This is a genomic window from Saccharothrix deserti (assembly GCF_009769385.1).
In the GTDB taxonomy this organism is placed as follows: domain Bacteria; phylum Actinomycetota; class Actinomycetes; order Mycobacteriales; family Pseudonocardiaceae; genus Actinosynnema; species Actinosynnema deserti.
The window spans coordinates 93,020-119,030 of record NZ_VKAB01000021.1 but is presented as its reverse complement, the minus strand read 5'-3'; the positions used below and the strand labels follow the sequence as shown (position 1 = coordinate 119,030).

30 protein-coding genes are annotated in these 26,011 nt (G+C 70.2%); 12 read left to right on the top strand and 18 right to left on the bottom strand.

What is annotated here, in order from left to right; all coding sequences use genetic code 11:
• Positions 1 to 19: 19 nt before the first annotated feature.
• Positions 20 to 1,105: a DUF2332 domain-containing protein gene (locus tag FM051_RS30105; RefSeq protein WP_158849236.1), complete on the bottom strand. Its 1,086-nt coding sequence runs from the start codon at positions 1,103 to 1,105 to the stop codon at positions 20 to 22.
• 107 nt (positions 1,106 to 1,212) lie between these two features.
• On the opposite strand from FM051_RS30105, the gene FM051_RS30100 reads away from it, so the two are divergent.
• Together FM051_RS30100 and FM051_RS30095 are read left to right on the top strand one after the other, a co-directional pair.
• Entirely contained in the window at positions 1,213 to 1,938 is a 726-nt protein-coding gene (locus FM051_RS30100; protein ID WP_158849234.1) for a metallophosphoesterase family protein, read from the top strand.
• Complete coding sequence (locus tag FM051_RS30095; RefSeq protein ID WP_158849232.1) at positions 1,928 to 2,767, top strand: chromosome partitioning protein ParB; 840 nt, start codon at positions 1,928 to 1,930, stop codon at positions 2,765 to 2,767. The genes FM051_RS30100 and FM051_RS30095 overlap by 11 nt, the downstream gene beginning before the upstream one ends.
• Before the next feature lies 1 nt (position 2,768).
• Here the strand turns inward: FM051_RS30095 and FM051_RS30090 are convergent, their stop codons facing one another.
• The 7 genes from FM051_RS30090 to FM051_RS30060 all read right to left on the bottom strand — a co-directional run bounded on the left by FM051_RS30090 (position 2,769) and on the right by FM051_RS30060 (position 9,970).
• The gene (locus tag FM051_RS30090) at positions 2,769 to 3,740 is read right to left on the bottom strand and encodes a hypothetical protein (protein WP_158849231.1); all 972 of its coding nucleotides are present in this window, start codon (positions 3,738 to 3,740) and stop codon (positions 2,769 to 2,771) included.
• A 122-nt stretch (positions 3,741 to 3,862) separates the two neighbouring features.
• Positions 3,863 to 4,750, bottom strand: coding sequence for an SDR family NAD(P)-dependent oxidoreductase (locus tag FM051_RS30085; protein ID WP_158849229.1), 888 nt, complete (start codon positions 4,748 to 4,750; stop codon positions 3,863 to 3,865).
• Between the two features lie 272 nt (positions 4,751 to 5,022).
• Positions 5,023 to 6,204, bottom strand: coding sequence for an ABC transporter ATP-binding protein (locus tag FM051_RS30080; RefSeq protein ID WP_158849227.1), 1,182 nt, complete (start codon positions 6,202 to 6,204; stop codon positions 5,023 to 5,025).
• 7 nt (positions 6,205 to 6,211) lie between these two features.
• Entirely contained in the window at positions 6,212 to 7,057 is an 846-nt protein-coding gene (locus FM051_RS30075) for a carbohydrate ABC transporter permease (protein WP_158849225.1), read from the bottom strand.
• The gene (locus tag FM051_RS30070) at positions 7,057 to 8,010 is read right to left on the bottom strand and encodes a carbohydrate ABC transporter permease (RefSeq protein ID WP_420803635.1); all 954 of its coding nucleotides are present in this window, start codon (positions 8,008 to 8,010) and stop codon (positions 7,057 to 7,059) included. The genes FM051_RS30075 and FM051_RS30070 overlap by 1 nt, the downstream gene beginning before the upstream one ends.
• An 8-nt stretch (positions 8,011 to 8,018) precedes the next feature.
• Positions 8,019 to 9,269: an ABC transporter substrate-binding protein gene (locus FM051_RS30065; RefSeq protein WP_158849221.1), complete on the bottom strand. Its 1,251-nt coding sequence runs from the start codon at positions 9,267 to 9,269 to the stop codon at positions 8,019 to 8,021.
• 173 nt (positions 9,270 to 9,442) lie between these two features.
• Positions 9,443 to 9,970: a general stress protein gene (locus tag FM051_RS30060; RefSeq protein ID WP_158849219.1), complete on the bottom strand. Its 528-nt coding sequence runs from the start codon at positions 9,968 to 9,970 to the stop codon at positions 9,443 to 9,445.
• Positions 9,971 to 10,151: 181 nt separating this feature from the next.
• Between FM051_RS30060 and FM051_RS30055 the strand changes: the two genes are divergently transcribed.
• Positions 10,152 to 10,364, top strand: coding sequence for a hypothetical protein (locus FM051_RS30055; protein WP_158849217.1), 213 nt, complete (start codon positions 10,152 to 10,154; stop codon positions 10,362 to 10,364).
• Between the two features lie 197 nt (positions 10,365 to 10,561).
• Here FM051_RS30055 and FM051_RS30050 read toward each other — a convergent pair whose 3' ends face one another.
• Entirely contained in the window at positions 10,562 to 11,758 is a 1,197-nt protein-coding gene (locus tag FM051_RS30050; protein ID WP_158849215.1) for an acyl-CoA dehydrogenase family protein, read from the bottom strand.
• Between the two features lie 144 nt (positions 11,759 to 11,902).
• Here FM051_RS30050 and FM051_RS30045 point away from each other — a divergent pair, with 144 nt between their 5' ends.
• Positions 11,903 to 12,190, top strand: coding sequence for a DUF4190 domain-containing protein (locus FM051_RS30045; protein WP_158849213.1), 288 nt, complete (start codon positions 11,903 to 11,905; stop codon positions 12,188 to 12,190).
• 1 nt (position 12,191) lies between these two features.
• On the opposite strand, the gene FM051_RS30040 is transcribed toward FM051_RS30045, so the two are convergent.
• Complete coding sequence (locus tag FM051_RS30040) at positions 12,192 to 12,356, bottom strand: hypothetical protein (RefSeq protein WP_158849211.1); 165 nt, start codon at positions 12,354 to 12,356, stop codon at positions 12,192 to 12,194.
• Positions 12,357 to 12,464: 108 nt separating this feature from the next.
• A complete protein-coding gene (locus FM051_RS30035; protein WP_158849209.1) occupies positions 12,465 to 13,424 on the bottom strand; it encodes an HpcH/HpaI aldolase/citrate lyase family protein in 960 nt (319 codons plus the stop codon).
• 113 nt (positions 13,425 to 13,537) lie between these two features.
• Between FM051_RS30035 and FM051_RS30030 the strand changes: the two genes are divergently transcribed.
• From FM051_RS30030 to FM051_RS30015, 4 genes are all read left to right on the top strand, one after another.
• Positions 13,538 to 13,873 (top strand): hypothetical protein, encoded by a 336-nt coding sequence (locus FM051_RS30030; RefSeq protein ID WP_238412746.1) that lies wholly within the window; start codon positions 13,538 to 13,540, stop codon positions 13,871 to 13,873.
• Entirely contained in the window at positions 13,870 to 14,727 is an 858-nt protein-coding gene (locus FM051_RS30025) for an aminoglycoside phosphotransferase family protein (RefSeq protein WP_158849207.1), read from the top strand. The genes FM051_RS30030 and FM051_RS30025 overlap by 4 nt, the downstream gene beginning before the upstream one ends.
• A gap of 63 nt (positions 14,728 to 14,790) precedes the next feature.
• Entirely contained in the window at positions 14,791 to 16,044 is a 1,254-nt protein-coding gene (locus FM051_RS30020) for a magnesium transporter MgtE N-terminal domain-containing protein (RefSeq protein WP_158849205.1), read from the top strand.
• The gene (locus tag FM051_RS30015) at positions 16,037 to 16,576 is read left to right on the top strand and encodes a DUF1003 domain-containing protein (protein ID WP_158849203.1); all 540 of its coding nucleotides are present in this window, start codon (positions 16,037 to 16,039) and stop codon (positions 16,574 to 16,576) included. The genes FM051_RS30020 and FM051_RS30015 overlap by 8 nt, the downstream gene beginning before the upstream one ends.
• Positions 16,577 to 16,585: 9 nt before the next feature.
• Here the strand turns inward: FM051_RS30015 and FM051_RS30010 are convergent, their stop codons facing one another.
• Positions 16,586 to 17,047, bottom strand: coding sequence for a MarR family winged helix-turn-helix transcriptional regulator (locus FM051_RS30010; RefSeq protein WP_158849201.1), 462 nt, complete (start codon positions 17,045 to 17,047; stop codon positions 16,586 to 16,588).
• 133 nt (positions 17,048 to 17,180) lie between these two features.
• Here FM051_RS30010 and FM051_RS30005 point away from each other — a divergent pair, with 133 nt between their 5' ends.
• Positions 17,181 to 18,314: an Mrp/NBP35 family ATP-binding protein gene (locus tag FM051_RS30005; protein ID WP_420803634.1), complete on the top strand. Its 1,134-nt coding sequence runs from the start codon at positions 17,181 to 17,183 to the stop codon at positions 18,312 to 18,314.
• 37 nt (positions 18,315 to 18,351) lie between these two features.
• Here FM051_RS30005 and FM051_RS30000 read toward each other — a convergent pair whose 3' ends face one another.
• The 5 genes from FM051_RS30000 to sigE all read right to left on the bottom strand — a co-directional run bounded on the left by FM051_RS30000 (position 18,352) and on the right by sigE (position 22,349).
• Positions 18,352 to 19,029, bottom strand: a complete 678-nt coding sequence (locus tag FM051_RS30000; RefSeq protein ID WP_158849197.1) for a hypothetical protein — start codon at positions 19,027 to 19,029, stop codon at positions 18,352 to 18,354.
• Between the two features lie 94 nt (positions 19,030 to 19,123).
• Positions 19,124 to 19,504, bottom strand: coding sequence for a Sec-independent protein translocase protein TatB (tatB, locus tag FM051_RS29995; protein WP_158849195.1), 381 nt, complete (start codon positions 19,502 to 19,504; stop codon positions 19,124 to 19,126).
• A gap of 47 nt (positions 19,505 to 19,551) precedes the next feature.
• Entirely contained in the window at positions 19,552 to 21,072 is a 1,521-nt protein-coding gene (locus FM051_RS29990) for a S1C family serine protease (RefSeq protein ID WP_158849193.1), read from the bottom strand.
• An 81-nt stretch (positions 21,073 to 21,153) separates the two neighbouring features.
• Entirely contained in the window at positions 21,154 to 21,777 is a 624-nt protein-coding gene (locus tag FM051_RS29985; RefSeq protein WP_238412745.1) for an anti-sigma factor family protein, read from the bottom strand.
• On the bottom strand, positions 21,774 to 22,349 hold the full coding sequence (gene sigE / locus FM051_RS29980) for an RNA polymerase sigma factor SigE (RefSeq protein ID WP_158849191.1): 576 nt from the start codon (positions 22,347 to 22,349) through the stop codon (positions 21,774 to 21,776). Before sigE ends, FM051_RS29985 begins: the two co-directional genes overlap by 4 nt.
• Before the next feature lie 218 nt (positions 22,350 to 22,567).
• Here sigE and FM051_RS29975 point away from each other — a divergent pair, with 218 nt between their 5' ends.
• Positions 22,568 to 23,194, top strand: a complete 627-nt coding sequence (locus FM051_RS29975; RefSeq protein WP_158849189.1) for an O-methyltransferase — start codon at positions 22,568 to 22,570, stop codon at positions 23,192 to 23,194.
• Positions 23,191 to 23,415: a hypothetical protein gene (locus FM051_RS50775; RefSeq protein WP_202919080.1), complete on the top strand. Its 225-nt coding sequence runs from the start codon at positions 23,191 to 23,193 to the stop codon at positions 23,413 to 23,415. Before FM051_RS29975 ends, FM051_RS50775 begins: the two co-directional genes overlap by 4 nt.
• On the opposite strand, the gene glgC is transcribed toward FM051_RS50775, so the two are convergent.
• Positions 23,402 to 24,616, bottom strand: a complete 1,215-nt coding sequence (gene glgC / locus FM051_RS29965; protein WP_158849187.1) for a glucose-1-phosphate adenylyltransferase — start codon at positions 24,614 to 24,616, stop codon at positions 23,402 to 23,404. The genes FM051_RS50775 and glgC overlap by 14 nt on opposite strands.
• Positions 24,617 to 24,720: 104 nt before the next feature.
• On the opposite strand from glgC, the gene glgA reads away from it, so the two are divergent.
• Positions 24,721 to 25,878 carry a glycogen synthase gene (gene glgA, locus FM051_RS29960; RefSeq protein WP_158849185.1) on the top strand — a complete coding sequence of 386 codons (1,158 nt, stop codon included), beginning with the start codon at positions 24,721 to 24,723 and terminating at the stop codon, positions 25,876 to 25,878.
• Positions 25,879 to 26,011: the final 133 nt, after the last annotated feature.

Sequence of the window (26,011 nt, the reverse complement as noted above, 5' to 3'; positions counted from 1 at the left end):
AATACAGCGGCAATCCAACTCAATTCCAGGGTTGGGTGTCCCAGGTGAACGGGATGCCGTGGCCCACGCCGGTGCCCAGGCGGAGCGAGATGCCCGCCGGCCACAGCTTGAGCAGGAGCTGGAACTCGTACTTGCCGGCCGTGTGCGTGCGCCGGGGCTCGAAGACCAGCAGCGCCAACGGCGCCATCCGGGTGGCGCGCGCGGCGGCGTCGGCGAGGATCGCGCGGCCCATGGCGCGGTCGGCCGGTGACACGTACTGCCACACCACCGAGTGCCAGACGACGGTCAGCACGTCGCGTTCCGGGCGTGCCAGCTGGTCGGCCAGCCACTCCGGGCCGGTCGCCCGCTGCACCGGGACCGGGTCGAGTTGGGCCAGCTCCAGGGCTTCCTGGAGCCGGGCGAAGCGGGCCGGCTGGTCGCCCCACACGAACGACGCCAGGTGCAGCCGCCCGCTCTCCCTCGTCACGTCCACCGGGTTGAGGTCGCAGCCTGCCCGCCGGACCAGGCGCAGGTTGTGGCTGATGTCGACGGACGGCCTGCCGGTCCACTGCGGGTCGAGGGTGAACGGGCTGCCCACGTCACCGAATTTCTCGCCGTCGACGTCGTAGGCGATGCGGTGCGGCCGGAGGTTCAGGCCGCCGGACGCGCCGACCTCCAGCAGGCGGATCGGGAACGTGGCGCGGCGGCCGGCCTCGGTCGCGGCCAGGTGGGTGGCGGTCTGGAGGCCGCCGAACAGGGGCGCGCTGCGGCCCGGCTCGTTCGTCTGCACGACCGTGGTCGCGATCAGGTTGTGGAGTTCGTCGGTGTGCTCGTGCAGCACGGTCAGCGCGTCGTCCCACAGGGTGTCGAGGTCGGGTTTGCCGCCCGCCGTCGGGTAGTGCTTGGCGAGGGTCGGCACGCGGCCTTCCAGGACCAGCCGGTGCAGGGCGCCCGCGAACCGGAGGCCGGGCACGGTGCCCTTGCGGTCGCACTCGGCGCCCGCCATCACCCGCGCGGTGATGCCGCCGCGCGCCAAGTCGTCCGCCGCCGACACCAGGAGGGTGTGGGTGAGCGGGCTGTGGGTCTGGCAGGCGCGGGACGCATCGAGGAACAACTCGGCGAGCACACCCGTGACGCTAGCCCGATTTCCCTTGTGCGGCAGTAGGAGGAGGCCGGTTTTCACCCTTTCACCGGCGAGGTGTCGCCGACGGCGGCAGCGCCTAGGCTCGGTGGATGCCCAAGGTGCTCGCGGTGGCGGACGAGGTGGTCGAGCGGTTGTGGACCGAACAGGTGCGCCGGCACGACGTGGACCTGATCGTCGCGGCCGGGGACTTGCCGTTCGACTACCTGGAGTTCCTGGCGAACGCGCTGGACCGGCCTTGCGTGTTCGTGCCGGGCAACCACGACGCGGACCTGACCGGGTACTCGAACGTCCGAGGGCTGTGGACCAAGGCCGGCATCCCGGCGCGCTGGCCCGGTCCGGCGGGCGGGGTGAACGCGGACGAGCGGGTGGTGGACGTCGCCGGGCTGCGGATCGCGGGTCTCGGTGGATCGATCCGGTACAGCGGTGGGCCGAACCAGTGGACCGAGCGGCAGCAGGCGCGGCGGCTGCGGCGGGTGCTGCGGACCGCGCAGTGGCGGCGGTTACGCGACGGGCGCGGGGTGGACGTGCTGCTGACCCACTCGCCGCCGCTGGACTGCGGTGACGAGCCCGATCCGCCGCACCGGGGGTTCGCGTGCCTGCACGACGCCGTGCGGCGGTTGCGGCCCCCGCTCATGCTGCACGGGCACATCCACCCGCACGGTGTCCTGAAGGAGGACCGCACGCTCGACTCGACCCGCGTGGTGAACGTGGTGGGTTACAAGGTGTTGGACATCCCGGTCGGGTCCGCGGCCGGCTCCGGCTCGGGGTTCGGCTCCGGGCTCGGGTTCGGACAGGAGGAGCGCCGTGCGCCGTGACACCGGTTTTCCGCAGGCCGACGCGGAGAACGACTTCCTGCGCGCCCGCCGTCGCCAGGTGATGTCGCGGTTGGCGGCGTGGCTGCGCCGTGAGCCGGACGACGTGAACATCATGCTGCCGTTCCACGAGGTGGTGGAGTCGCTGGGGATGCTCAGCGAGCGGCGGTTGGGGCTGCAGACGATCAGGCTCGACTCGATCGTCGGCAGCGTGGACCGGACCCGCGACTTCGACCGCCGGTTCCGGCCGACGTCGGCGCGGGTGCGGGAGCGGTGGCAGCGGTTGGCGCTGGCGCAGCGGCGGGGCGAGGCGGTGCCGCCCATCGAGGTGTACCGGGTGGGTGACCTGCACTTCGTGCAGGACGGGCACCACCGGGTGTCGGTCGCGCACGCGTTGGGGCTGGAGGTGATCGACGCGTACGTGACGGAGGTCGTGACGCGGATCGCGGCGCACGGGATCCGGCACCGCGGGGACCTGATCGTGAAGGACTACCGGCGGCTGTTCCTGGAGCGGGTGCCGTTGAGCGGGCAGGCGCGGGCGGCGGTGCTGCTGTCGGACCCGTGGGACTACGCCGAGTTGGGCGAGCACGTGGAGGCTTGGGGTTTCCGGTTGATGCAGGACGAGGGCGCGTTCCTGGACCGGGCGACGATCGCCAAGCGGTGGTACGCCGAGGAGTACGAGCCGGTGGTGGAGATGCTCCGGCAGGCCGAGCTGGTGGGCGACCGCACGGAGACCGAGGCGTACATGTGGGTCGCGGCCGAGCGGTACCGCCTGATCCGCACGCACCGGTGGGACCAGGACGTCATCTCCACGCTCCGCTCGCGGCGGTGAGCTACCGCTGGCTCTCCAGCCTGGGCAGTGGGCGCGCCTGGTCCATCACGCGGTCCGTGTAGCTGTCCAGCAGGCGGGTCGCGATCTGCTGGCCGTAACCCAGGATCACGGCCCAGAGCAGCAGGGCCGCCTGGGACGCCACGCCGATGAGGCCGGTCGTCACGCCGGCGCCGAGGGCCAGGATGCCGACCACCGCCAACGCGGCGCCCAGCAGCACCTTGATCAGGGCCTGGTAGCCGACCATCACGTACGGCGAGAGGCTGGGACGCCGCCGCAGGAGCAGCACGACCGCCGACAGCACCGCACCGAACGCACCCAGCACCTGGATCAGCCAGACGTCCGCCCCGGCCGCGGTCTTGCCCGACGGGCACACCGTGGGCAGCTTCTCCGAGCTCACGCACATCGGGATCAGGCCGGGTTTGACCAGCCCCACGACGCCCAGCACGGTGTTGACCACGAACAGCACCACCGACGTGGCGATCAGCTTGTTCCGCAGCGCCCGCGACCCGGCGTGGGCGAAGTCGGACGCGTCGAACGCCGCCCGCAACGCGTCGACCACGAGTTCCCGTTCCACCGACAGCGGGTGCTCGCCGGGCCGCATCTCCTCCAGCGCTACGCGCCTCGGGTCGTGCTCGTCGAGGTTCTCGGCGACGCGTGCCTTCAACCCGGGTAACCGCCCGAGGAACCCGTTGCCGGCGGCCACCACCGCGATCTCGGCTTCGTGGACGGACCGCCAGGCCCGTTCGATGTGCCAGCCGGACCACCACGAGGCCACCGTGCGCCACCGCGATTCGGTGCGCGTGATCATGTCCTCGACGACGGCGGCCTCCTGCTCCGCCACCGCGCGCCACTGCCGGCTCTCCAGGTCGAGCGGATCCGGCGGTCCGAGCGCCGCCAGATCGGCCCGGACGCGGTCCAGCCGCGACTGCACCACCAGCCGCCAGTCCGTGACACGAGGAGTGCGTGCGCTCATGACCAGCATCGTGTCAGGGGGGTACGACGATTTAGCGATCACCCGAAGGAGTGACCGGTGGGGAATCCATGGACAAAGTGCCACCAGCTCGGCTCGACCTGGCGACACTTCGATCCACCGACTCAAGCCGTCTGGCTCGGCTCCACCAGTTCGCGCAGCCGCGGCGGCATGCGCTTTTCCAGGCCGAACGGTTCCAGGTGGGCTTGGAGGACGCCGTCGAACGCGCGCTTCACCGACGTGGTGTCCCAGGTGTCGCTCTCCAGGATCGGCTGCTTGAAGTACGGGTGCCCGACCAGGTGCAGCTGCCGGCCGTTGCACCGGACGATCTGGCCGGTGATCCCGTCCGCGGCGTCGCTGAGCAGGAACAGCACGAGCGGTGCGACTTTGCCGGGGGTGCGGTCGGCGGGGATGGCCCGCAGCGAGCGCTCCGACTTCCACACCATTCTGGTGTGCGCGACCGGGCAGACGGCGTTGACCCGGATGTTCTCCCCTTCCAGGTCCAGGGCCCACGACGAACTGAGCGACGCCACCGCGCCCTTGGTGGCCGAGTAGGTGGCGAGTTTGCGCTGGCCGAGAAACGCCCCGGACGAAATGTTCACGATCGAGCCGGAGCCCTGCTCGCGCATCGCGCGCATCGCGGCCATTCCGGTGTATATGACTCCCAGGAGGTTGACCTCGACGATCCTCCGGATCGATTCCGGTTCGTCCTCCCACGGCAGGGTCTCGTAGTTGAGCCCGGCGTTGTTGACCAGGCCGTCCACCCGGCCGAACTCCGTCACGCACATTCCCACGATCTTCTCGGCCTCGCTCGGGTCCGCCACGGTGTGCGTGCTCGCCACCGCGCGTCCGCCGTACCCCCGGATGTGCTCGGCGACCTGTTCGGCCAGGTCAGCGTCGACGTCGTTGACCACGACCGCCGCTCCGGCCTGCGCCGCGTGCATCGCGTAGGCCTCGCCGAGGCCACGTCCCGCTCCGGTGATCACCACTGCTTTGCCGTCAAGAATCCCCATCTCGCGCTCTTCTCTGTGCTCGGCGGACTCCCCTGCCCCGACGCCTTTCGGCCGGAGTCGTCACCGCCTTCGACCAGGGTGGGGATCGATGACAGTTGCGGCGGGACAAATGCGGCGAGATGCGTGTTTGCTGCGCCGAATGGCCTATGGAGTTCGTCCCTGCCGATGATCCCGGCTGGTCGGCAACTCGCCGTCACTTCCGTTAAAAGCACGAAGGACCGCCCCCGACGAGCGGGGACGGCCCTTCTGCAACCCTTCCGGCCGGCGAACCGTCAGCCGCGGTAGGTGAGGTTGCGGCCGTTCTTCGGGTCGAACAGCTGCACCTTGTCGGCGTCGAACCAGATCTCCGCCGGTTCGCCTTCCACCGCGGTGGACGTGGCGGAGATCCGGGCGACCAGGGACACGCCACCTCCCGGAACGTCGGCCGAACCCGCGTCGGCCGCCAATTCCGCCAACTCGGCCGAGGTTGCTTGTTCACCCGCCAGACTGAAATAGGCGAACTTGTCCGAACCCATCGACTCCAACACGTCCACTTGATTGGTGAAAGTGACCCCGGTCGAGCGGACGTGGTCTTCCACCAGGCGTGCGTCCTCGAAATGCTCGGGCCGCAACCCCATGATCACTTCACGGGGTGCTGCGGCGCCTTCCAGCAACCCGCGCACCCCGTCGGTGAGCGGGACGTCGCCGAGCGCCGAGCGCAGCGTGCCGTTCTCCAACGCGGCCGGCACGAAGTTCATCGCGGGCGAGCCGATGAACCCGGCGACGAACAGGTTGGCCGGGTTGTCGTAGAGGAACTGCGGCGCACCGATCTGCTGCACCGCGCCACCGCGCATCACCACCACCCGGTCACCGAGGGTCATCGCCTCGGTCTGGTCGTGCGTGACGTACACGGTGGTCGTGCCGAGCTGCTTCTGCAGCCGGGACACCGACGTGCGCATCTGCACGCGCAGCTTGGCGTCCAGGTTGGACAGCGGCTCGTCCATCAGGAACGCCTTGGGGCTGCGCACGATCGCCCGCCCCATGGCCACCCGCTGCCGCTGCCCACCGGACAGGTTGGACGGCTTGCGGTCCAGGTGCTGGGTCAGGTCCAGGATCTCGGCGGCGTCCCGGACCTTCTTCTCCACCGTCGCGTCGTCCACTTTGGCCAGCCGCAGCGGGAAGGCCATGTTCTCCTTCACCGTCATGTGCGGGTACAGCGCGTAGGACTGGAACACCATCGCGATGTCGCGGTCCTTGGGCGCCCGCTCGTTGACCCGCTCGCCGCCGATGCGCAGCTCGCCGGACGTGATGTCCTCCAGGCCCGCGATCATGTTGAGGGTCGTGGACTTCCCGCAGCCGGACGGGCCGACCAGGATGATGAACTCGCCGTCGGCGATCTCGATGTCCACGTCCCGCACGGCCACCGCGCCGTCGGGGTACTGCTTGGTCACGCTGTCCAGAACGATCTCGGCCATTGTTTCGTCACCCCTTGACGGCGCCGGAGGTCAACCCCGCGACGATCCGACGCTGGAAGAACAACACGAACAGGATGATCGGGATGGTGATCACCACCGCGGCGGCGGCGATCGACCCGGTCGGGTCCTCGAACTGCGAGCTGCCGGTGAAGAACGACAGCGCGACCGGCACCGTGCGGGAGCTCTCGGTGGAGGTCAGCGAGATCGCGAACAGGAAGTCGTTCCAGCAGAAGATGAACACCAGGATGGCCGTGGTGAACACGCCCGGCGCGGCCAGCGGCGCGATGACCCGGCGGAACGCCTGACCGGGCGTGGCGCCGTCCATCTTCGCCGCCTTCTCCAGCTCCCACGGGATCTCGCGGAAGAACGCCGACAGCGTGTAGATCGCCAACGGCAGCGCGAACGTGATGTAGGGCAGGATCAGGCCGGGCCAGGTGTCGAACAGGCCCAGCCCCCGCTCGATCTCGAACAGCGGCGAGACCAGCGAGATCTGCGGGAACATCGCGATCAGCAGCGACACCCCGACCAGCAGCCGCTTGCCGGGGAAGTCGAGCCGGGCGATCGCGTAGGCGGCCATCGTGCCGAACACCACCGCGACGGCGGTCGCGATCAGCGCGATGCCGATCGAGTTCACCAGGGCCCGGACGAACTCCGTGGTGGAGAAGATCGTCTCGTAGTTGTCGAACGTCCACTCGCGCGGGATGAAGTTGCCGTCGGCCAGGGTTTCCTTGGTCTTGAACGACAGCGACACGATCCACAGCACCGGGAACAGCGCGTACGCCACCACCAGGACGTTGAGGACGGTCCAGCGCGCCTTGCGGCCCGTGGTCACGGCTCCGCCGATGCCCGCCATCAGCGCCTCCCCCCGCCGTCGCTGCCGGGAGCAGCGGTGCCGAACAGCTTCACGAACACGAACGCGATGATCGCCACCGCGATGAAGATCAGCACCGACATGGTGGAGCCGATCCCCAGGTTCAGGCCCTTGATCAGGTTGTTGTAGGTCAGCATCGACACCGACGAGGTGCCCTGCGAGCCGGCCGTGAGGACGAACAGGTTGTCGAAGATGCGGAACGCGTCGAGGGTGCGGAACAGCAGCGCCACCAGGATCGCCGGCTTCATCACCGGCACCATCACCTTGATGAACCGCTGCCACGCGGTCGCGCCGTCCATCGCGGCGGCCTTGAGCAGGTCGTCCGGCACCAGCGCCAGGCCCGCCATCAGCAGCAGCGCCATGAACGGCGTGGTCTTCCAGATCTCGGCCAGCGTCACCACCATGATCGCCGGCACCTTCTCGGTGAGCACCGGGTCGCCGCCCGCGAGCGTCTCGGCCAGGTAGCCCGTGCCGGGCGTCCACGCGTAGCGCCACGAGAACGCGGCGACGACCGTGACGATGCCGTACGGGATCAGCGTGGACGTGCGCACGATGCCGCGGCCGACCAGGGTGCGGTGCATGATCAGCGCCAGCACCATGCCCAGCACCAGCTCGATCGCCACGGACACCACCGTGATCACGACCGTCACCCACATGGCGTTCCACCAGTAGCCGTTGGACAGCACGGTGATGTAGTTGTCCAGGCCGACGAACTCGGTGCGGTCCGGGAACTTCAGGTCGTAGCGCTGCAGGGACAGCCAGACCGAGTAGATGATCGGCCAGCCCGCGACCGCGGCCATGATGAGGATCGCGGGCGCGCACAGCAGCAGGCCGAGCCGGCGTTCGGCTTTCTTGCCCTCGCTCAGCGCGGCTTTTGCCTTCGGGGACAGCTTCGGTTCCTCCGCGACGGCGGCATCGGCGCCGGCGGGGCTCACGGCGTGGCTCACGGCAGCACCCCCTTCGAGTCGAGCGCGTCCTGGAGTTCGGTGCGCAGCCGGTCCGCCGTCGCCTGCGGGTCGATGCTCGCGGGCGGCGACAGGATCGTGGAGATCACCGTGGAGACGTTCTGGTACGCGGGCGTGCGCGGACGCGCGCTCGCGCTCTTCAACGTCTCCAGGATCGCGTCCCTCATCGGGTACGGCTCGGCCATCTCGGGGTCGTCGTAGACCGATTCGATGGTCGGCGGCACGCCGTCGTTGATGGCGGCGAACTTCTGGTTCTCCGCGTTGCGCAGGCACATCACCGCGTCGAACGACTCCTCGGAGTGCTGGGTGAACGCGCTGACCGCGTAGTTGATGCCGCCGACGGTGACCTCGGCTTCGTCACCGGCGTCGATCGACGGGTAGGGCGCCCACTTCAGGTTCTTCGCGAAGTCGGGGACCTTCTGCGCGGCGGCGTAGACGTACGGCCAGTTCAGCATGAACGCGGCGTTGCCGCCCTCCATGGCCAGCCGCGCCTGGTCCTCGGCGAAGTTGGAGAACGACGGGTCGACCACGTCGGAGGTGGCGAACTTCTTCAGCACCTCCAACGCTTTCACCGCGCCGTCGTCCACCACGGCCTTGGTGCCGTTCTCGTCGAGGATCTGCCCGCCCGCGGAGTTGACCAGCGTGTTGTACAGCACGACCAGGCCCTCGTACTGCTTGCCGGTCGCCTCGACCAGGCCGGGTTTGCCCTGCGCCTTCAGCTGCGAGCCCATCTCGATCATCTCGTCCCACGTCTTCGGCGGTGTCGGCACGAGATCGCCGCGGTACCAGAGCAGCTGGACGTTGGTGTTGTCCGGAGCGCCGTACAGCTTGCCCTCGTAACGGGCCGTGTCCAGCGGTGTCTCCAGCGTGCCGTCCTCGACCTCCGACTTGGCCTGGCCGGTGAACTCCTTGATCCAGCCCGCCTTGGCCAGCTCGGCGGTCCACGTCACGTCGAGCGCCAACACGTCCATGTCGGTGTCCTCGGCGGCCAGCCTGCGCACCATCTGCTCGCGTTGGCCGTCCGCCTCACGCGGCAGCTTGTGGTAGACGATCTGGTAGCCGTCGGCCGTCGCGTTGCAGTTGTCGACGATCTTCTGGAAACTCTCCTGCGGGTACTTGTAGACGTTGATGGTGATCCCGCCGTCACCCGAACCACAGCCCGCCAGCACGGACGTCGCGATCAGCGCGGCGCCCCCTGCGGCGGCCAACCGATGACCAGTGCCCCTCATCGGTCCTGCCTCCTTCCCGACAACGGAGGAGCCAGACCGCAGCGCCCGGCACCTCGTCGTGCCCCACCGGCGGCCAGTGGCCGACCGGTGGACCCGAACCTAGGCCCGATGATCAGGTGCCGCAACCACCGAAGCCCGGAACGGCCTTACCCAATGGGGTGGGAGCGCAAACCTCAGTCTTTCTTCACGTCGCCGGGGCGCAGGGCGAGCCGGGCGAGCAGGTCACGGCCGCGCTCGGCCGAACGGGGCTGGCACAGCACGTCGTACCGGCCCGCGACGAGCTGGCTGGCGCTCTGGAAGTCCCGCTTGCCGCGGGCCGAGCCGTAGCCGACGGCGGCGAAGATCAGCCCGAAGGCGACACCGACGACCAGGCCCGCGACGATCGGCCCGAGGCTCGCGCCGGGACTCGTGTTGAACAGGCTGAGCAGGACGCCGACGAACAGGCCGAACCACGCGCCCGACGCCGCGCCGGTGCCGAGCACCCGGCCCCAGGTGAGCCGGCCGGTGACCCGTTCGACGAGCATGAGGTCCACGCCGACGATCGTGACCTCCTGGACGGGGAAGTCGCCGTCGGCCAGGAAGTCGACCGCGCGCTGCGCCTCCTCGTACGTGCCGTACGAGCCGATGGGCCAGCCGGTGGGAGGGGTGGGCAGGCGGGGAGGCACCCCGGGTCGGTTCTGGCCGGAGAAGGAACTCGTCACGGTGACCACCTCTTCGCGGTGCTGATCACCCCATCCTGCCAACACAGGGCGAACAGCGCGAAACGGGTTGCCGGGAAACTGACGCGAACGTGATGTAACCCGCCGTCGGACCCCCGTTCGGCGGAACGCCGGCCGTCGCCGCAGGCTGCTCAGCTACACCGCCGGCGAACCGGGACCGCGGGTGTCGCGGCGGACCACGCACGTCGCGAGGCACCTGATCACGCCGGGCGGCGCGCTGCTCGGCTGGACGCCGGGCGGCCGGGCCCACGTCTACGACCGCTCCGCCAACCGCTTGGGCCAAGCCCTACCCGGCGCACCGCTCACCGTCACCGCCGAGGTGGCCGTGTTCGCCACCCCGACCGGCGCCGCGCTACACCAGGTCGTCCGAGGCTGAGCCGACCCCCGGTTCCCCCGGCGCGGAGCCGACCAGGACCCTGCTGTGCCGCCGGGCTCGCGCTTCGCAGAGGTCCCCGCCAAGGGGACCCCTGCTTTGATTCTGCCGGAGGGGACCGACGATTCAGGGCGGCGCGGATCGGCCTGTGGACAACCGGTCGGCCTGTGGACAACCGGCGGGGGACAACCGGCGGGCGGTCAGCCTCGGGACTGGTAGTCGCGCAGGAGGCCCCGGCTGATGATGGTCTTCTGGATCTCGCTGGTGCCCTCGCCGATGAGCAGGAACGGGGCCTCGCGCATCAGGCGCTCGATCTCGTACTCCTTGGAGTAGCCGTAGCCGCCGTGGATGCGGAACGCCTCCTGCGTCACCTCGGCGCAGTACTCGGACGCGATGAGCTTCGCCATGCCCGCCTCGACGTCGTTGCGCGCGCCGGAGTCCTTCAGCCTCGCCGCGTTGACCATCATCAGGTGCGCGGCCTCGACCTTGGTCGCCATCTCGGCCAGCTTGAACGCGATGGCCTGGTGCTCGACGATCGGCTTGCCGAACGTCTTGCGCTGCTGCGCGTACTCGATGGCCAACTCGAACGACCGCAACGCGATGCCGCACGCCCGCGCCGCCACGTTCACCCGGCCCACCTCGACGCCGTCCATCATGTGCCGGAAACCGCGCCCCGTGGCGCCGCCCAGCACCTGCGAACCCGCGATCCGGAAGCCGTCGAACACCATCTCCGTGGTGTCGACGCCCTTGTAGCCCATCTTGTCGATCTTGCCGGGGATGGTGAGCCCCGGCACGACCTCGCCGTAGCCCTCGGGCTTCTCCACCAGGAACGTGGTCAGGTTCTGGTGCGCCTTCTCCGCGCCCTCGTCGGTCTTCACCAGCACGGCGGTGAGGTTGGACGTGCCGCCGTTGGTCAGCCACATCTTCTGGCCGTTGATGACGAAGTCGTCGCCGTCACGCGTCGCGCGCGTCCGGATCGCGGCGACGTCGGAACCCAACTCCGGCTCGGACATCGAGAACGACCCGCGCACGTCGCCGGTCGCCATCCGCGGCAGGTACTTCTGCTGCTGCTCGGGCGTGCCGTGCTGCTTGAGCATGTGCGCCACGATGAAGTGGGTGTTGATGACCCCGGACACCGACATCCAGCCGCGGGCGATCTGCTCGACCACCAGGGCGTAGGTCAGCAGCGACTCGCCGAGCCCGCCGAACTCCTCGGGGATGGTGAGCCCGAACAGGCCCATCTCCTTCATGCCCTCGACGATGTCGGCCGGGTAGGTGTCGCCGTGCTCCAGCGCCTGGGCGTGCGGGATGATCTCCTTGTCCACGAAGGTGCGAACCGTCGACAGGATCTCCTCCTGGACGTCGGTCAGTCCTGCGGTCCGGGCCAGGCGCGCCATCGCGTTTCCCTTCGTAGCTCTCGGGTTACCGGCGAGTATGGACCGGTTAACGCACGTTCGCGCTACGAAGGTGCTCATCGCCACGCGCTGAACCGAAACAGCGGTTAACCTGTGCCACCGCACCGACCGCGCAGGGGGACCGCCATGTCGCAGCCGTACTACCAGCAGCCGGGCCACTACCCGCCCAGGCGCACCAACGGCCTGGCGATCGCGGCGCTGATCACCGCGTTCCTGTTCTCCCCGGCGGCCATCGTGCTGGGCATCGTGGCGCGCAAGCAGATCCGGCAGAGCGGCGAGGAGGGCTGGGGCATGGCCACCGCGGGTCTGATCATCGGCGCCGTGTTCACCGTGCTCGGTCTGCTGGCGTTCGTGCTGTGGGTCGTGCTGATCGTGTGGCTGTACCGGGAAGCCGGAACCATCCCGGCGCGGTGACTCAGGAAGCGCGCAACTCCAACGCGCCGCCGCAGTGCCGGCACACGTCGGCGAACACGTGGACGTCGGCCGAGCAGCCCGGACACGTGCGGAAGCTGCGCTCCAACAGGTCGTCGGACGGGCGGCGGCGGAACAGGCGTCTCCGGTCGTTGCGGTGTCGTGACATGTCGACCACCATGCACATGCGCCACCCCATGATCGCCAATCCTGGGCGTGACCTGTGGCAATGCTCACCGGTGAGGTCACCGGCCGGTGACCTCACCGGCACACCACGTCACTCCTCCGGCGGCGACCAGATGTTCGAGCGGGACATGCCGGCGGCTCGGCCCTTGGACGAGATCACCAGCGCCATCTTGCGGGACGCCTCGTCGATCATCTCGTCGCCGAGCATCACCGCGCCGCGCTTGCCGCCCGCCTCGGACGTGAAGTAGTCGTACGCGTCGAGGATGTTCTCGGCGTGGTCGTAGTCCTCCTGCTTGGGGCTGTACACCTCGTTCGCCGCGTCGATCTGGCCCGGGTGCAGCACCCACTTGCCGTCGAAGCCCAGCGCGGCGGAACGGCCGGCCACGCGGCGGAAGCCGTCGACGTCGCGGATCTGGAGGTACGGGCCGTCGATGGCCTGCTTGTCGTGCGCACGGGCCGCCATCAGGATCTGCATCAGGATGTAGTGGTAGGCGTCACCGACGTCGTAGCCGGGCGGCTGCTCGCCGACGACCAGCGACTTCATGTTGATCGACGCCATGAAGTCCGCCGGGCCGAAGATGATCGTCTCCACCCGCGGCGACGCGGTGGCGATCGCGTTGACGTTGATCAGGCCCAGGGCGTTCTCGATCTGCGCCTCGATGCCGATGCGGCCGACCTCGTAGCCCATGGTCTTCTCGATCTGGGTGAGCAGCAGGTCGAGCGCGTGCACCTGCTCCGCGGTCTGCACCTTGGGCAGCATGATGCAGTCCAGGTTCGCGCCCGCGCCCTCGACGACCTCGGTGACGTCGCGGTAGGTCCACTCGGTGGTCCAGTCGTTGACCCGGACGACCCGGGCGCGCGAGCCCCAGCCGCCCTCGTTCAACGAGGCCACGATGGTCTTGCGCGCGTCCGGCTTGGCCAGCGGCGCGCACGCGTCCTCCAAGTCGAGGAACACCTGGTCCGCGGGCAGCGTGCGAGCCTTGTCGATCATCTTCTGGCTCGAGCCGGGCACGGCCAGACACGAGCGACGGGGACGCTGCTGGTCGACCACTGGGGTACCTCCTCGTACCGGCCGGTAACTCCTGTTGTGCGAAGGGTGGCACGCACGCGTACCGGCCGCTATTTCGTGAGTCACGATTCACAGGCCCGTGGCAGGCTGAACCGGTGGAGATCGAGCAGGTGCTGGACAACGCGCTGCGCAAGGCCGCCGCGGTGTGGATCCGACCGGACGGCCACGAGCCGCGGCTGGTGTGGGCGCTGTGGCGGGACGGCGCGGTGCTGGTGGCCGTCGGCGGCACCGAGCAGGCAGTTCCGGGGCTCGCGGACGGCGTCACGTGCACGGTGACCGTCCGCTCCCCCACCACGCACTCGCACCTGGTCGACGCGACCGCGACCGCGCGCGGAACAGAGCTGGACGACGAGGCCGCGGCGGCGTTGCGGGCGGCCCGGCTGAACGCCCGGCCGGAGTGGGAATCCGTCTACCGCTTGGAGTTCGCGTGATCACCGTCCCCGACGACTTCGGCGCCATCCTCGGTGAGGAGGCGCTGCCGTGGCGCGCCACCCTGCCCGCCCTGGCCACGAAGTTCTGCGCCCGCTGGCGCCTCACCCCGGACGGCGACCTGCTCAACGGCAACGTCGCCGTCGTCCTCCCGGTCCGCCGCGCCGACGGCCACCCGGCCGTGCTCAAACTCACCTGGCTGGACGAGGAGACCCGGCAGGAGCCGCTGGCGCTCACGGCGTGGCGCGGCGAGGGCGTGGTGGAGCTGCTGGACCACGACGACGAGCACGGCGCGCTGCTCCTGGAACGCCTGGACCACAACCGGTCGTTGGACGACGCGCCGATCGAGGAGGCGCTGGCCGTCACCGGTGGGCTGCTCCGCCGGCTGCGCGTCCCGGCCGGGCCGGAATTCCGCCGCCACGAGCCCCCGGACCTGGCCCGGGAGAACGCCGGGCTGGGCGAACCGGTGCCGGCCGCGTTCGTCCAGCAGGCCGACGAACTCGGCCGCGGGCTCGCCGAGAGCGCCGCGAACACCCTCGTCAACCAGGACCTGCACTACGAGAACGTGTTGCGCGGCGACCGCGAGCCGTGGCTGATGATCGACCCGAAACCGCTGTCCGGTGACCCCGAGTTCTGCGTGATCCCGTTGCTGTGGAACAGGTTCGGCGAGATGGACGGCGAACGCGGACTGCGCGAACGGTTCGCCGCGCTGTGCGACATGGGCGAGCTGGACGCCGAGCGGGCACGTGCGTGGACGTTCTGCCGCGCGGTCGACACCTGGCTGTGGTGCGTGGACGGCGAACTGGACGAGATGAGGGTGTCCGTCGAGGCCATCGCCCGCACGTTCCGGCCGTAACTCCTGGTCACAGGTCCACAGTGGAACGCAGCGGTTGGCCGTTCGGCGGACTAACCTGATCACGTGGTCGCCGTGAACAGGGTTTTCGCCGCTCAGCTCGCCGGCCTGCCCGTGTTCGGGCCGGACGGGGAATCCATCGGCAAGGTCCGTGACCTGGTCGTCGGCCTGCGGGTGGACCGCCAACCGCCGCGCGTCCTCGGCCTGGTGCTGGAACTGGCCACCCGGCGGCGCATCTTCGTGCCGATGCTGCGGGTCACCTCGATCGAGCCGAACGCGGTGACGCTCGCCACCGGTTCGGTCAACCTGCGCCAGTTCCACCAGCGCACCAACGAGGTGCTGGTCGTCGGCGAACTGCTGGACGCCCGCGTGACTCTCGACTCCGGCACCGTCGTGGTGCTGGTCGACGCCGCCATGGAACCCACCCGCACCCGCGACTGGCGGATGACCAGGGTGGCGGTCCGGGAGCGCACCGGGAGGCTGTCCCGGCGCGGACCGGTGCAGGTGCTGCACTGGGAAGAGGTGTCCGGGCTGTCGGCGACCGCGTTGGCCGCGGAGCCGCAGGGCGCTCAGCACCTGGTGGCGGTCTTCGACACGATGCGCGCGGCCGACGTGGCGCTCGCCCTGCACAGCCTGCCGGTGAAGCGGCGCTACGAGGTGGCCGAGGCGTTGGACGACGAACGGCTCGCCGACGTGATCGAGGAGATGCCCGAAGAGGACCAGAAAGACATGCTGGCGCACCTCGACGACGAGCGCGCCGCGGACATCCTGGAGGCGATGGACCCCGACGACGCGGCCGACCTGCTGGCCGAGCTGCCCGAGGGGGAGAAGAACCGGCTGCTGGAGCTGATGGAGCCGGAGGAGTCCGCGCCGGTCAAGCGGCTGCTGGAGTACAGCTTCGACACCGCGGGCGGGTTGATGACGCCGGAACCGGTGGTGCTCGCGCCGGACGCGACCGTGGCGGAGGCGCTGGCGCACGTGCGCAACCCGGACCTCACGCCCGCGTTGGCCAGCATGGTGTTCGTGTGCCGGGCGCCGACCGCGACGCCGACCGGGCGTTACCTGGGGTGCGTGCACATCCAGCGGCTGCTCCGCGAACCACCGTCCGACCTGGTCGCGGGCGTGCTGGACACGGACCTGGCGACGTTGTCGCCGACCGCGTCGCTGGGCGACGTGACCCGCTACTTCGCCGCGTACAACATGGTGTGCGGGCCGGTGGTGGACGAGAGCGACCACCTGCTCGGCGCGGTCACCGTGGACGACGTGCTGGACCACCTGCTGCCGGCCAACTGGCGCGAAACGGGGCTGACCCATGCCTGAGCTGCTGCCGCGTCGACGGCTCGACCAGCCGCGCTCGCCGGGCTTCCGGTTGTCGCTGGACCCGGAGGCGTTCGGGCGGTTCTCCGAGCGGCTCGCCCGGTTCCTGGGCACCGGGAAGTTCCTGTTCTGGCAGACCCTGCTGGTGATCGTGTGGATCACGCTGAACCTGTTCGCGGTGACGCTGCGCTGGGACCCGTACCCGTTCATCCTGCTCAACCTGGCGTTCTCCACCCAGGCCGCGTACGCCGCGCCGCTGATCCTGCTCGCGCAGAACCGGCAGGACGACCGGGACCGGGTGTCGCTGGAGGAGGACCGGGCGCGGGCCGCGCAGACCAAGGCCGACACCGAGTACCTGGCCCGTGAGCTGGCCGCGCTGCGGATCGCCGTCGGCGAGGTGGCGACCCGCGACTACCTGCGCAGCGAGCTGGAACGCGTGTTCCGCGAACGCAAGCGCGGCGGCAAGGACCTCAAAGACGCCAAGGACGGCAAGGACGTCAAGGACGGCTTGAAGGACGACGTGCCCTCGTCGTGAGGCCGCGGGTCAGGGCTCTTCGGTGCCCAGCCGGTCGCACGTGCGGCCGAACGCCTCCAACTCGGCGTGGCCGAACGCCTCGGCGAAGTGCCGCACGACGCCCGTGAGGTGGGTTCCGGACGCGACGCGCAGCCGGTCCAGGCCCTGCGGCGTGAGCACGGCCACCACACCGCGCCCGTCGCCGTCGGCCCGCTCGCGCAGCACCAGGCCCGCGCGTTCCAGGCGGTCGACCAGTCTGGTCACGCCGGAGCGGGACAGCAGCACGGCATCCGCGAGTTCGGTCATCCGCAATCTGTACTGCGGCGCTTCGGCGAGCTGGACCAGGACGTCGTAGGCCGCGAGCGACAGGCGTTGCTCGGCGATCAGTTCGGCTTCCAGGATCCGAGTGAGCCTCGCGTGCGCCCGGAGGAAGGATCGCCACACCCCCAGCTCGGTACGGGTGGGCAACCGGGCAGATCCGGTTTCCGGCACGGATACCGATGTTACGGAAAGCACGCGACCGGCTTCGCGCTGCCCCCGAATCGGAGGTGACCAACCGGTAGCTTGGAGGTGCACGGTCCGCCGTAGCATGGCGGTCCCACCACATCTTTCGAAGGCGCTTCCAGTGACTCTTCCTTCCGTTGACGACGTGCAGAAGGCGTTGGCCGGTGTGCAGGACCCGGAGATCCGGCGTCCCATCACCGACCTGGGCATGGTCAAGGGCGTCGTGGTCGGCGGCGACGGGGTCGTGGACGTGGCGGTGTTCCTGACCGTCTCCGGCTGCCCGTTGCGCGACAAGATCACCGCCGACGTGACGTCCGCCGTGTCCGCGCTCGACGGTGTGACCGGTGTCCGCGTCGAGCTGGACGTGATGAGCGACGCGCAGCGCACCGAGCTGCGCAAGTCGCTGCGCGGTGGTGTCGAGGAGCCGGTGATCCCGTTCGCGCAGCCCGGGTCGTTGACGCGGGTGTACTGCGTGGCGTCGGGCAAGGGCGGTGTCGGCAAGTCGTCGGTGACGGTGAACCTGGCCGTCGCGATGGCCGCGCGGGGGCTGTCCGTCGGCGTGGTGGACGCCGACATCTACGGCCACTCCATCCCGCGGATGCTGGGCACGGAGGGCAAGCCGACCCAGGTGGAAAAGATGATCATGCCGCCGCAGGCGCACGGCGTGAAGCTCATCTCGATCGGCATGTTCACGTCGGGTAACGCCCCGGTGGTCTGGCGCGGCCCGATGCTGCACCGCGCGTTGCAGCAGTTCCTGGCCGACGTGTTCTGGGGCGACCTGGACGTGCTGCTGCTGGACCTGCCGCCGGGCACCGGTGACATCGCCATCTCGGTGGCGCAGCTCGTGCCGAACGCCGAGATCCTGGTCGTGACGACGCCGCAGCAGGCGGCGGCCGAGGTGGCCGAGCGGGCCGGGGCGATCGCGCTGCAGACGCGTCAGCGGGTGGCCGGTGTCATCGAGAACATGTCGTGGCTGGAACTGCCGGACGGGACGCGGATGGACGTGTTCGGCTCCGGTGGCGGTCAGGCCGTGGCGGACTCGCTGACCCAGGCCGTCGGCGCCGACGTGCCGCTGCTGGGCCAGGTCCCCCTCGACCCGCGGCTGCGTGAGCAGGGTGACTCCGGGACGCCGATCGTGCTGTCACACCCCGAGTCGGCCGCCGGTCAGGTGCTGACGGCGGTGGCGGGCAAGCTGTCGACCCGGTCGCGCGGGCTGGCCGGACGCCTGCTGAACGTCTCCCCCGCCGGGCGCTGACGCCTGCGGGCGCCGGTCCGCGGGTGGTCGCCGCCGCTCAGTCGCCGCGGAGCGTGATGTACTCCTCGACTGCTCCCGGGGCGATGGCGGCACCGTAGATCGCCAGACCGTTGGCGAACGCCGCGTCCTCCTCGACGACGAACTCGATCGTGTTCGCACCAGGCCGAAGGGCTGCGGCGTCGAACCGCCACGTGTAGTGGGTGCCGCGCCCGTCGTCCTGCATCACGCGTTGGGATGGCAGCCGTTCACCGTTCACGATCACCGTGACGTCCGTCTTCTGGTCTTCGGCGCCGCGGTACATCCAGGTGTCGGCGGACAGGCGCGCCCTCAGTTCGACCTGTTCGCTGTCGAACTCGTCGAGGGTCACCTCGTACACGAAGCGACCGACGCGGTTGCCGTAAGCGTGCGCGTGGGTCAACCCGTGTTCCGAGTGAAGTTCGCCGCGGGAGTCGTAGGCAGGCCCGTCGGGCTGCCACTTGGAGGCTGTGACGTCGTAGGACGACGGTCTGATCTTTTCGTCGAGCCTCTTGTCGTCCGCCTGTGACCCGGCTGATCGCGGTGACGCAGTCGTTTGCGGTGACGCAGTCGTTTGCGGTGACGCCGCCGGTTGCCGCGGGAGCGTCCAGGCGAGGAACGCGACCACCAGCGCCAGGACACCCACGAGCAAGGCGCCCAGGCCCGCGAGCGCCCCGGCCCTGGTCCAGGGTCCCTCCATGCACTACCTCCGCGTCCACCGTGGCCGAGTGGCGGCTCAGGCGGAACCAGTACTCGCGACGTTCACCCCGACGGGTCGACCGAGCCCGCTCGTGTCAGGTCGCGTCCGGGTCGTACGGCGGGCGCTCGCCCTGCTGGAGGGGGCGCTCGTGCGCCGCCTGGTCGCGTGCCGGGGGAACGGCGGGGTGGCCGTTCGGCTTGTCGGTCGGCGTCTCGTCCCACAGGTGCTTGGTGATCGCGCGCTTCGGGTCGAAGTTGCGCAGCTCCCGCAGGTCCTCGAGCGGCTTGCGGAGCTGCTCGAACTCCGGCCCCATCTCCTGCTTCAGCTGCTCGCGCGCGCCGGTCGCGTAGTCGCGCACCTGGCGGATCGTCTTGCCCACCCAGGCCGCGGCCGAGGGCAGTCGTTCCGGGCCCAGGATGAACAGGCCCGCGACGATGATGATGAGGATCTCAACCCATCCGATGCTGTCGAACACCCGCGTGCCCCACCTTCCGCGCCCCTGCCTGACTGCCAGCGTAGCCGTCAGTCCGACCGGAGGGTCACCTGCACGGTCAGCTCACGACCCTGCCTGGCCAGCACGACCGGCACCGTCTCGCCGATTTCATGGTCCCGTACGGCAACGGTCAACTCCGCGGCGTTGCGCACCATCCGGTCGCCGACCCGCGTGATCACGTCGCCCTCCTCGATGCCGGCCGCGTCCGCCGCGCCGCCCTCGGGGACGTTCTGCACCTGCGCGCCCTCGGCCGTCTCCGCCGACGCCGACCGCACGTTGATGTTCATGTCCGCGTGCTTGACCTGGCCGTCCCGGATCAGCGCCTCCGAGACCTTGCGCGCGTAGTTGCCGGAGATGGCGAAGCCCAGACCCACCGAGCCGCCGGTCTCGGTCCGGATCGACGAGTTGATGCCCACCAGCGCGCCGGACGAGTCGACCAGCGCACCGCCCGAGTTGCCGGGGTTGATGGCCGCGTCGGTCTGGATCGCGTCGTAGGTGACCTGCGGCCCGCCGTTCTCGCCCGCCGCCGTCACCGGCCGGTGCAGGGCGCTGACGATGCCCTCGGTCACGGTGTTCGACAGCGACAGCGGCGAGCCGATGGCCAGCACGGTGTCGCCGACGGCGAGCTCGTCCGAGTCGCCGAACTGCAGGACGGTCGGGTTGTCCACCTCGACCTTGATCACCGCGAGGTCGGTCTTGGAGTCACGGCCGACGATCTGCGCCACGGCCCGCTTGCCGTCGGTGAAGACCACGGTCAGCTTCGCCGACGTGTCCTGCACCGCCGGGGCGACCACGTGGTCGTTGGTCAGCACGTAGCCGGCGCCGTCGATGACCACGCCGGAGCCGACGCCCGCCACGTTCGCGCCCTTGAACTCGATCGACACGACGCTCGGCGTGACCCGCTTGGCGATGTCGGCCACCGATCCGACCGGGCGTTCCTTGCCCGGCTTGACCTCGGCGAGCGTGACGCCGCCGTCGGTGAGGGGGTTGTCGACGCGGCCGAGCAGCCAGCCGACCGCGCCGCCGCCGGTGCCGACCAGCAGCGCGGCCACGAACAGCAGGATCAGGCCCATCGGCTTGACGCGCCTGCCGAACAGCAGTTCGGGGACGCTGAGCTGCGGACCGGCCTTCGGTTCGGGCTTGGGTTCGGTGTCGGGTTGCTCGGTGACGGCGGGCGGGCCGATGACGGCCGACGCGCCCGGGTCGCGCCACGAGTCGCCCGCGGCCTTGCCCTCCCAGAAGACGGGCTCCACCTCGGGCTCGCCGTTCAGGTCCAGCGGCGGGCGCTGCAAGCGGGTGCTGTCGTCACCGCGCGGCCGGCCGAACGCCGTGGACAGCGCCTCCGGTGGCGGCGGCGCGAACTGCACCGAGCCGTTGAGGCTCGGACGGTCGGCGGAGAACGCGCCCGGAACGCCCTGCGGCCTCCCGAACACGGCTTCCTGGCCCGGGTCCACCGGCGGGCGGTTCAGGGGACGGGGTGCGAGCCTGCGGTGCGCCCCGTCGTCCACGCCCGACCTGGGGGTCCCGTTGCCCTGTTCTGGCTCGCTCATCGCTCCCCGCACGTCGTCACACCATGTTGTCGCGGGGCCAATCGTGCCCGGTGACCGGTGAAGTTGCCGTCAGCGGGCTGGTCAGCGGCCCAGGCCGGGGTCCGCCACGGGGCGCAGCCCGACCATCTGCTCGTGGCCGGCGTCGGTCAACGACGGCGCGACGGCGGGCGTGGGCGGCGGGGTGTTGCCCTGCGCGGGCGTGGGCGCCGCGTCCTCGCCGCCGGGTGCGACCAGGGCGAGGGCGCCGAGCATGAGACCGGAGACGACCACACCCGCACCCTGGCGCGCGCGGCGACCCCCGAAGAGGCCGGCACCGGAGCGGCTACCGCCGCCTGTCCCGAAAGGGCGGCTCTGTCCCAACACGGGACCGCTGCCGAACGCGACCCGGTCGGGCCGCTGCACCGTGACGAGTTGGCCGTCCTCGGTGACCGCGAGGCCGTCCGGCGCGCTGGGCAGCTCGACTTCCTGCGGGATCGCGCCGAGCCTGGCCAGCAGGCCGGCGGGCGCGCAGGGTGCGTCGGCGGCGCGCACCGCGGAACGCGCCTGTTGCTGCGAGTACGCCTCCGCCGCGCAGAACGGGCAGCGCGCCAAGTGCGCGGACGCCCTGTTGTGCGCCGAGGCGGACAGCTCGCCGTCGACGAAGGCGACGACCGCGTCGGGCAGCAGGTGCTGCTCGGGCAGTTGCCAACCTCGCAGGTCGGTCATGCAGAGTCCTCCTGAACCAGACCCCGACGGCGTTCCAGTGCGACCCGCAGGGCCTGCCGGCCCCGGTGGATCCTGCTTCTCACGGTACCCAGTTTGACGCCGAGGGTGGCGCCGATCTCCTCGTAGGAGAGTCCTTCCACGTCACACAGCACCACTGCGGCGCGGAACTCGGGCGGCAACTCGTCGAGCGCGGCCTGCAGTTCCGGGTCGAGGTGGGTGTCGTCGTAGATCTCCTCGGGCGTCGGGTCGTCGCCCGGGATGCGGTCGGTCTCCTCCGGCAGGGCCTCCATGCGCACGCGCGAGCGGCGGCGGGCCATGTCGAGGAAGAGGTTCGTGGTGATGCGGTGCAGCCAGCCCTCGAACGTGCCGGGCTTGTACGACGCGAGGGACCGGAAGACCCGGATGAAGGTCTCCTGGGTGAGGTCCTCGGCGTCGTGCTGGTTGCCGGTCAGGCGGTAGGCCAGCCGGTACACCCGGTCGGCGTGCTCACGCACAACTTGGTCCCACGAGGGCGCGATCCAGTCCGCGTCGTCGATGGTCGCGGTCATGGCCGCGGTCGGCTGCTTAGGCATCGGGCGGTTAAGCACCTCCACTGGGCTGGCTGCCCTGCTGCACGGGTCAACGCTCGGCTTCCCTGGCGTGTTCCCGTTGGTCCTGCTCGTCATGCGTTGGCACCTAGAGTGACGGCTCCTCTTATAACCATCGTGAGAGTCGGCTGAGAGCACGCTGAGAATCCGGGTCGCCGCCAAGATTCACCCGAACCGCCGCCGGCGGCGTTAGCCTTCGTGCTGTGGATGCGCCGACGCGCGAGTACGTGGAGCGCTACCTGCCCGAGGACGCCGTGATCACGGCAGCCAGGGCTCGTGGCGCCGAGTTGGGGTGCGTGCCGATCGGGTCCGGCGGCGGGGCGGCGTTGCGGTTCCTCGCCGCGGCGCTGCAGGCCAAGGCCGTGGTGGAGATCGGCACCGGGGCCGGTGTAGGCGCGTTGTACCTGCTCAGCGGCATGCCCGCGGCCGGGGTGCTGACGTCGATCGACGTGAGGCCGGAGCACCAGCGGGCCGCGCGGGTGGCGTTCGCGGAGGCGGGGATCGCGGTGTCGCGGACGCGGTTGATCATGGGCCGGGCGCTGGAGGTGCTGCCCCGGTTGACCGACGGCGCGTACGACCTGGTGTTCGTGGACGCGGCCAAGTCGGAGTACCCGAAGTACCTGGAAGAGGGCGTGCGGCTGCTGCGGCCGGGTGGGGTGATCGCGTTCGACAACGTGCTGTGGCACGGGCGCGTGGTCGACGCTTCGCAGCGGGATCCGGACACGACGGCGATGCGGGAGGTGGCGCGGGCGGTGCGCGACGACGACCGACTGGTGTCGGTGATCCTGCCCCTGGGTGACGGGTTGCTGGTCGCGGCGAAGGCCGCTTGAGCGGTCGACACGCCCGGCTGCCGTTCGGGGTTGTCGCGGACTTGAGCCCGGACTCCGGGCGTGGTCGAGCCGGCGGCAGGTCGACCGTCGGGGACCGCCATGAGGAGATCCCCGACCACGTCGACGCGACCACCGGCCACCCGCTCACCGGCACCACAACCGCCGGCACCGCGACCACCGGCCACGTGCTCACCGGCCGCGCGGAAGTCAGCCGGCCGTGACGCCCTTCCCGAGCACCGTCACCCCACCCGCCGACACGGTGTAGCGCTGCCGGTCCATCGCCGGGTCCACGCCGATCAGCGCGCCGTCGGGCACCACGACGTTCTTGTCCAGGATGGCCCGCCGCACCACCGCCCCGCGCCCGATCCGCACGCCCGGCAGCAGCACGCTCCCCTGCACCACCGACCCGGTCTCCACGACCACGTCCGAGCTGACCACGGACCCGTGGACGGTGCCGGAGATGATCGACCCCGGCCCCACCATGGAGTCCTCGGCACTGCCGCCCGCGATGAACTTCGCGGGCGGCAACGGCGGGGTCGCCGTCCGGATCGGCCACGCCTGGTTGTAGAGGTTGAACACCGGCCGCACCGACACCAGGTCCATGTGCGCCTCGTAGTAGGCGTCGATGGTCCCCACGTCACGCCAGTAGCCGCGGTCCCGGTCGGTCTCGCCCGGCACCTGGTTGTCGGCGAAGTCGTAGACGTGGGCCTGCCCCTGGTCGACGAGCATCGGGATGATGTCGCCGCCCATGTCGTGGTCGGAGTCGGGGTTGGCCGCGTCCGCGCGCAACGCCTCCAGCAGCGCCTCCGTGGTGAACACGTAGTTCCCCATCGACGCGAAGGTGACCTCGGGGTCGTCCGGCACGTGCGGCGGCTCCGAAGGCTTCTCCAGGAACCGGGTGATCTGCCCGAACTCGTCGGAATCGATGCAGCCGAACGCCTTGGCCTCGTTCCGCGGCACCCGGATGCCCGCGACGGTCACGCCCGCACCGGTCGCGACGTGCTGTTCCACCATCTGACCGGGGTCCATCCGGTAGACGTGGTCGGCACCGAAGATGATCACGTGCTCCGGCTTCTCGTCGTTGACGAGGTTCAGCGACTGGAAGATCGCGTCCGCGCTGCCCGTGTACCAGCGCGGACCCAGCCGCTGCTGCGCCGGCACCGGGGTGACGTACTGGCCGAGCACATTGGACAGTCGCCACGTCGTGGAGATGTGCCGGTCCAGGGAATGGGATTTGTACTGGGTGAGCACGCAGAGCTTGACGAAACCCGCGTTCACCAGGTTGGACAGGACGAAGTCCACCAGCCGGTAGTTACCGCCGAAGGGCACCGCCGGCTTTGCCCGGTCGGCGGTCAACGGCCACAACCGTTTGCCTTCGCCACCGGCGAGGACAATTCCTAGAACATGCGGTTGCCCTTTCACAGCAACGACCCTAACCGGGCCGGCACCGGCCCACCAACGGCGAAGTAACGCAGACTCACCGTGTTCACCCGGCTGCCCCCGGCGGCGGGGTTACGGTGAGCGGCGTGCGAATTGGACTGCTGACACGGGAGTACCCGCCTGAAGTGTACGGCGGGGCGGGGGTGCACGTCGGTTTCCTGGTGCCGAGGTTGCGCGAACTGGTCGACGTGGACGTGCACGCCTTCGGCGGGCCGCGCGCGGACGCCAGGGCGCACAACGCGGCGCACGGTCTGGAACAGGCGAACGCCGCGCTGGCGACCCTGTCGGTGGACCTGGAGATGGCCGCCGCGCTGGGCGACGCGCAACTCGCGCACTCGCACACCTGGTACGCCAACATGGCCGGTCACCTGGCCAAACTCCTCCACGGCATCCCGCACGTGGTGACCGCGCACTCGCTGGAGCCGCGCCGGCCGTGGAAGGCCGAGCAGCTCGGCGGCGGCTACCGGATCTCGTCCTGGGTGGAGCGCACCGCGTACGAGGCGGCGGACGCGGTGATCGCGGTCAGCGAGGGCATGCGGGCCGACGTGCTGGACTGCTACCCGGCGCTGGACCCGGCGCGGGTGCACGTCGTGCGCAACGGGATCGACACGGCGGCTTACCACCCCGTTTCCGAAACCGACGCGCTCGTCCGGCACGGGATCGACCCGGAACGGCCGATCGTGACGTTCGTGGGGCGGATCACCCGGCAGAAGGGTGTCGGGCACCTGGTCGCCGCCGCGCACCGGATCTCGCCGGACGCGCAGATCGTGCTGTGCGCGGGCGCGCCGGACACCCCGGAGATCGCCGAGGAGACGCGCCTGGCGGTGGCGGAGCTGGCGGCGGCCCGGCCGGGGGTGTTCTGGATCAGGGAGATGCTCCAGCCGGCCGAGGTGCGGCAGATCCTGAGCCACTCGACGGTGTTCGTGTGCCCGTCGGTGTACGAGCCGCTGGGCATCGTGAACCTGGAGGCGATGGCGTGCGGGACGGCCGTGGTGGCGTCCGACGTCGGCGGCATCCCGGAGGTCGTGGACCACGGGCGCACCGGGCTGCTCGTGCACTACGACGAGAAGGACGTGGAGACGTACCGGACGGCGTTGGCCGATGCCGTGAACGAGGTGCTGGGCGATCCGGAGCGGGCGGCGGCGTTCGGCGCGGCCGGGCGGGAGCGCGCGATCGAGGAGTTCTCGTGGGCGACCGTGGCCGAGCAGACCGTCGCCGTGTACCGCGCGGCCCTGGGCTCGTAGCTCTGACCAGCGGTTTCAGCACCGCACGGTGATCGCCTGACAGCGTTGGGCGATCGAGCGACACCGTAGTGTGACGGGCGCCACCCTGGTCCGAGTGCAACGGAACGGGGTGGCAATCGCCTTTAACCAGTAG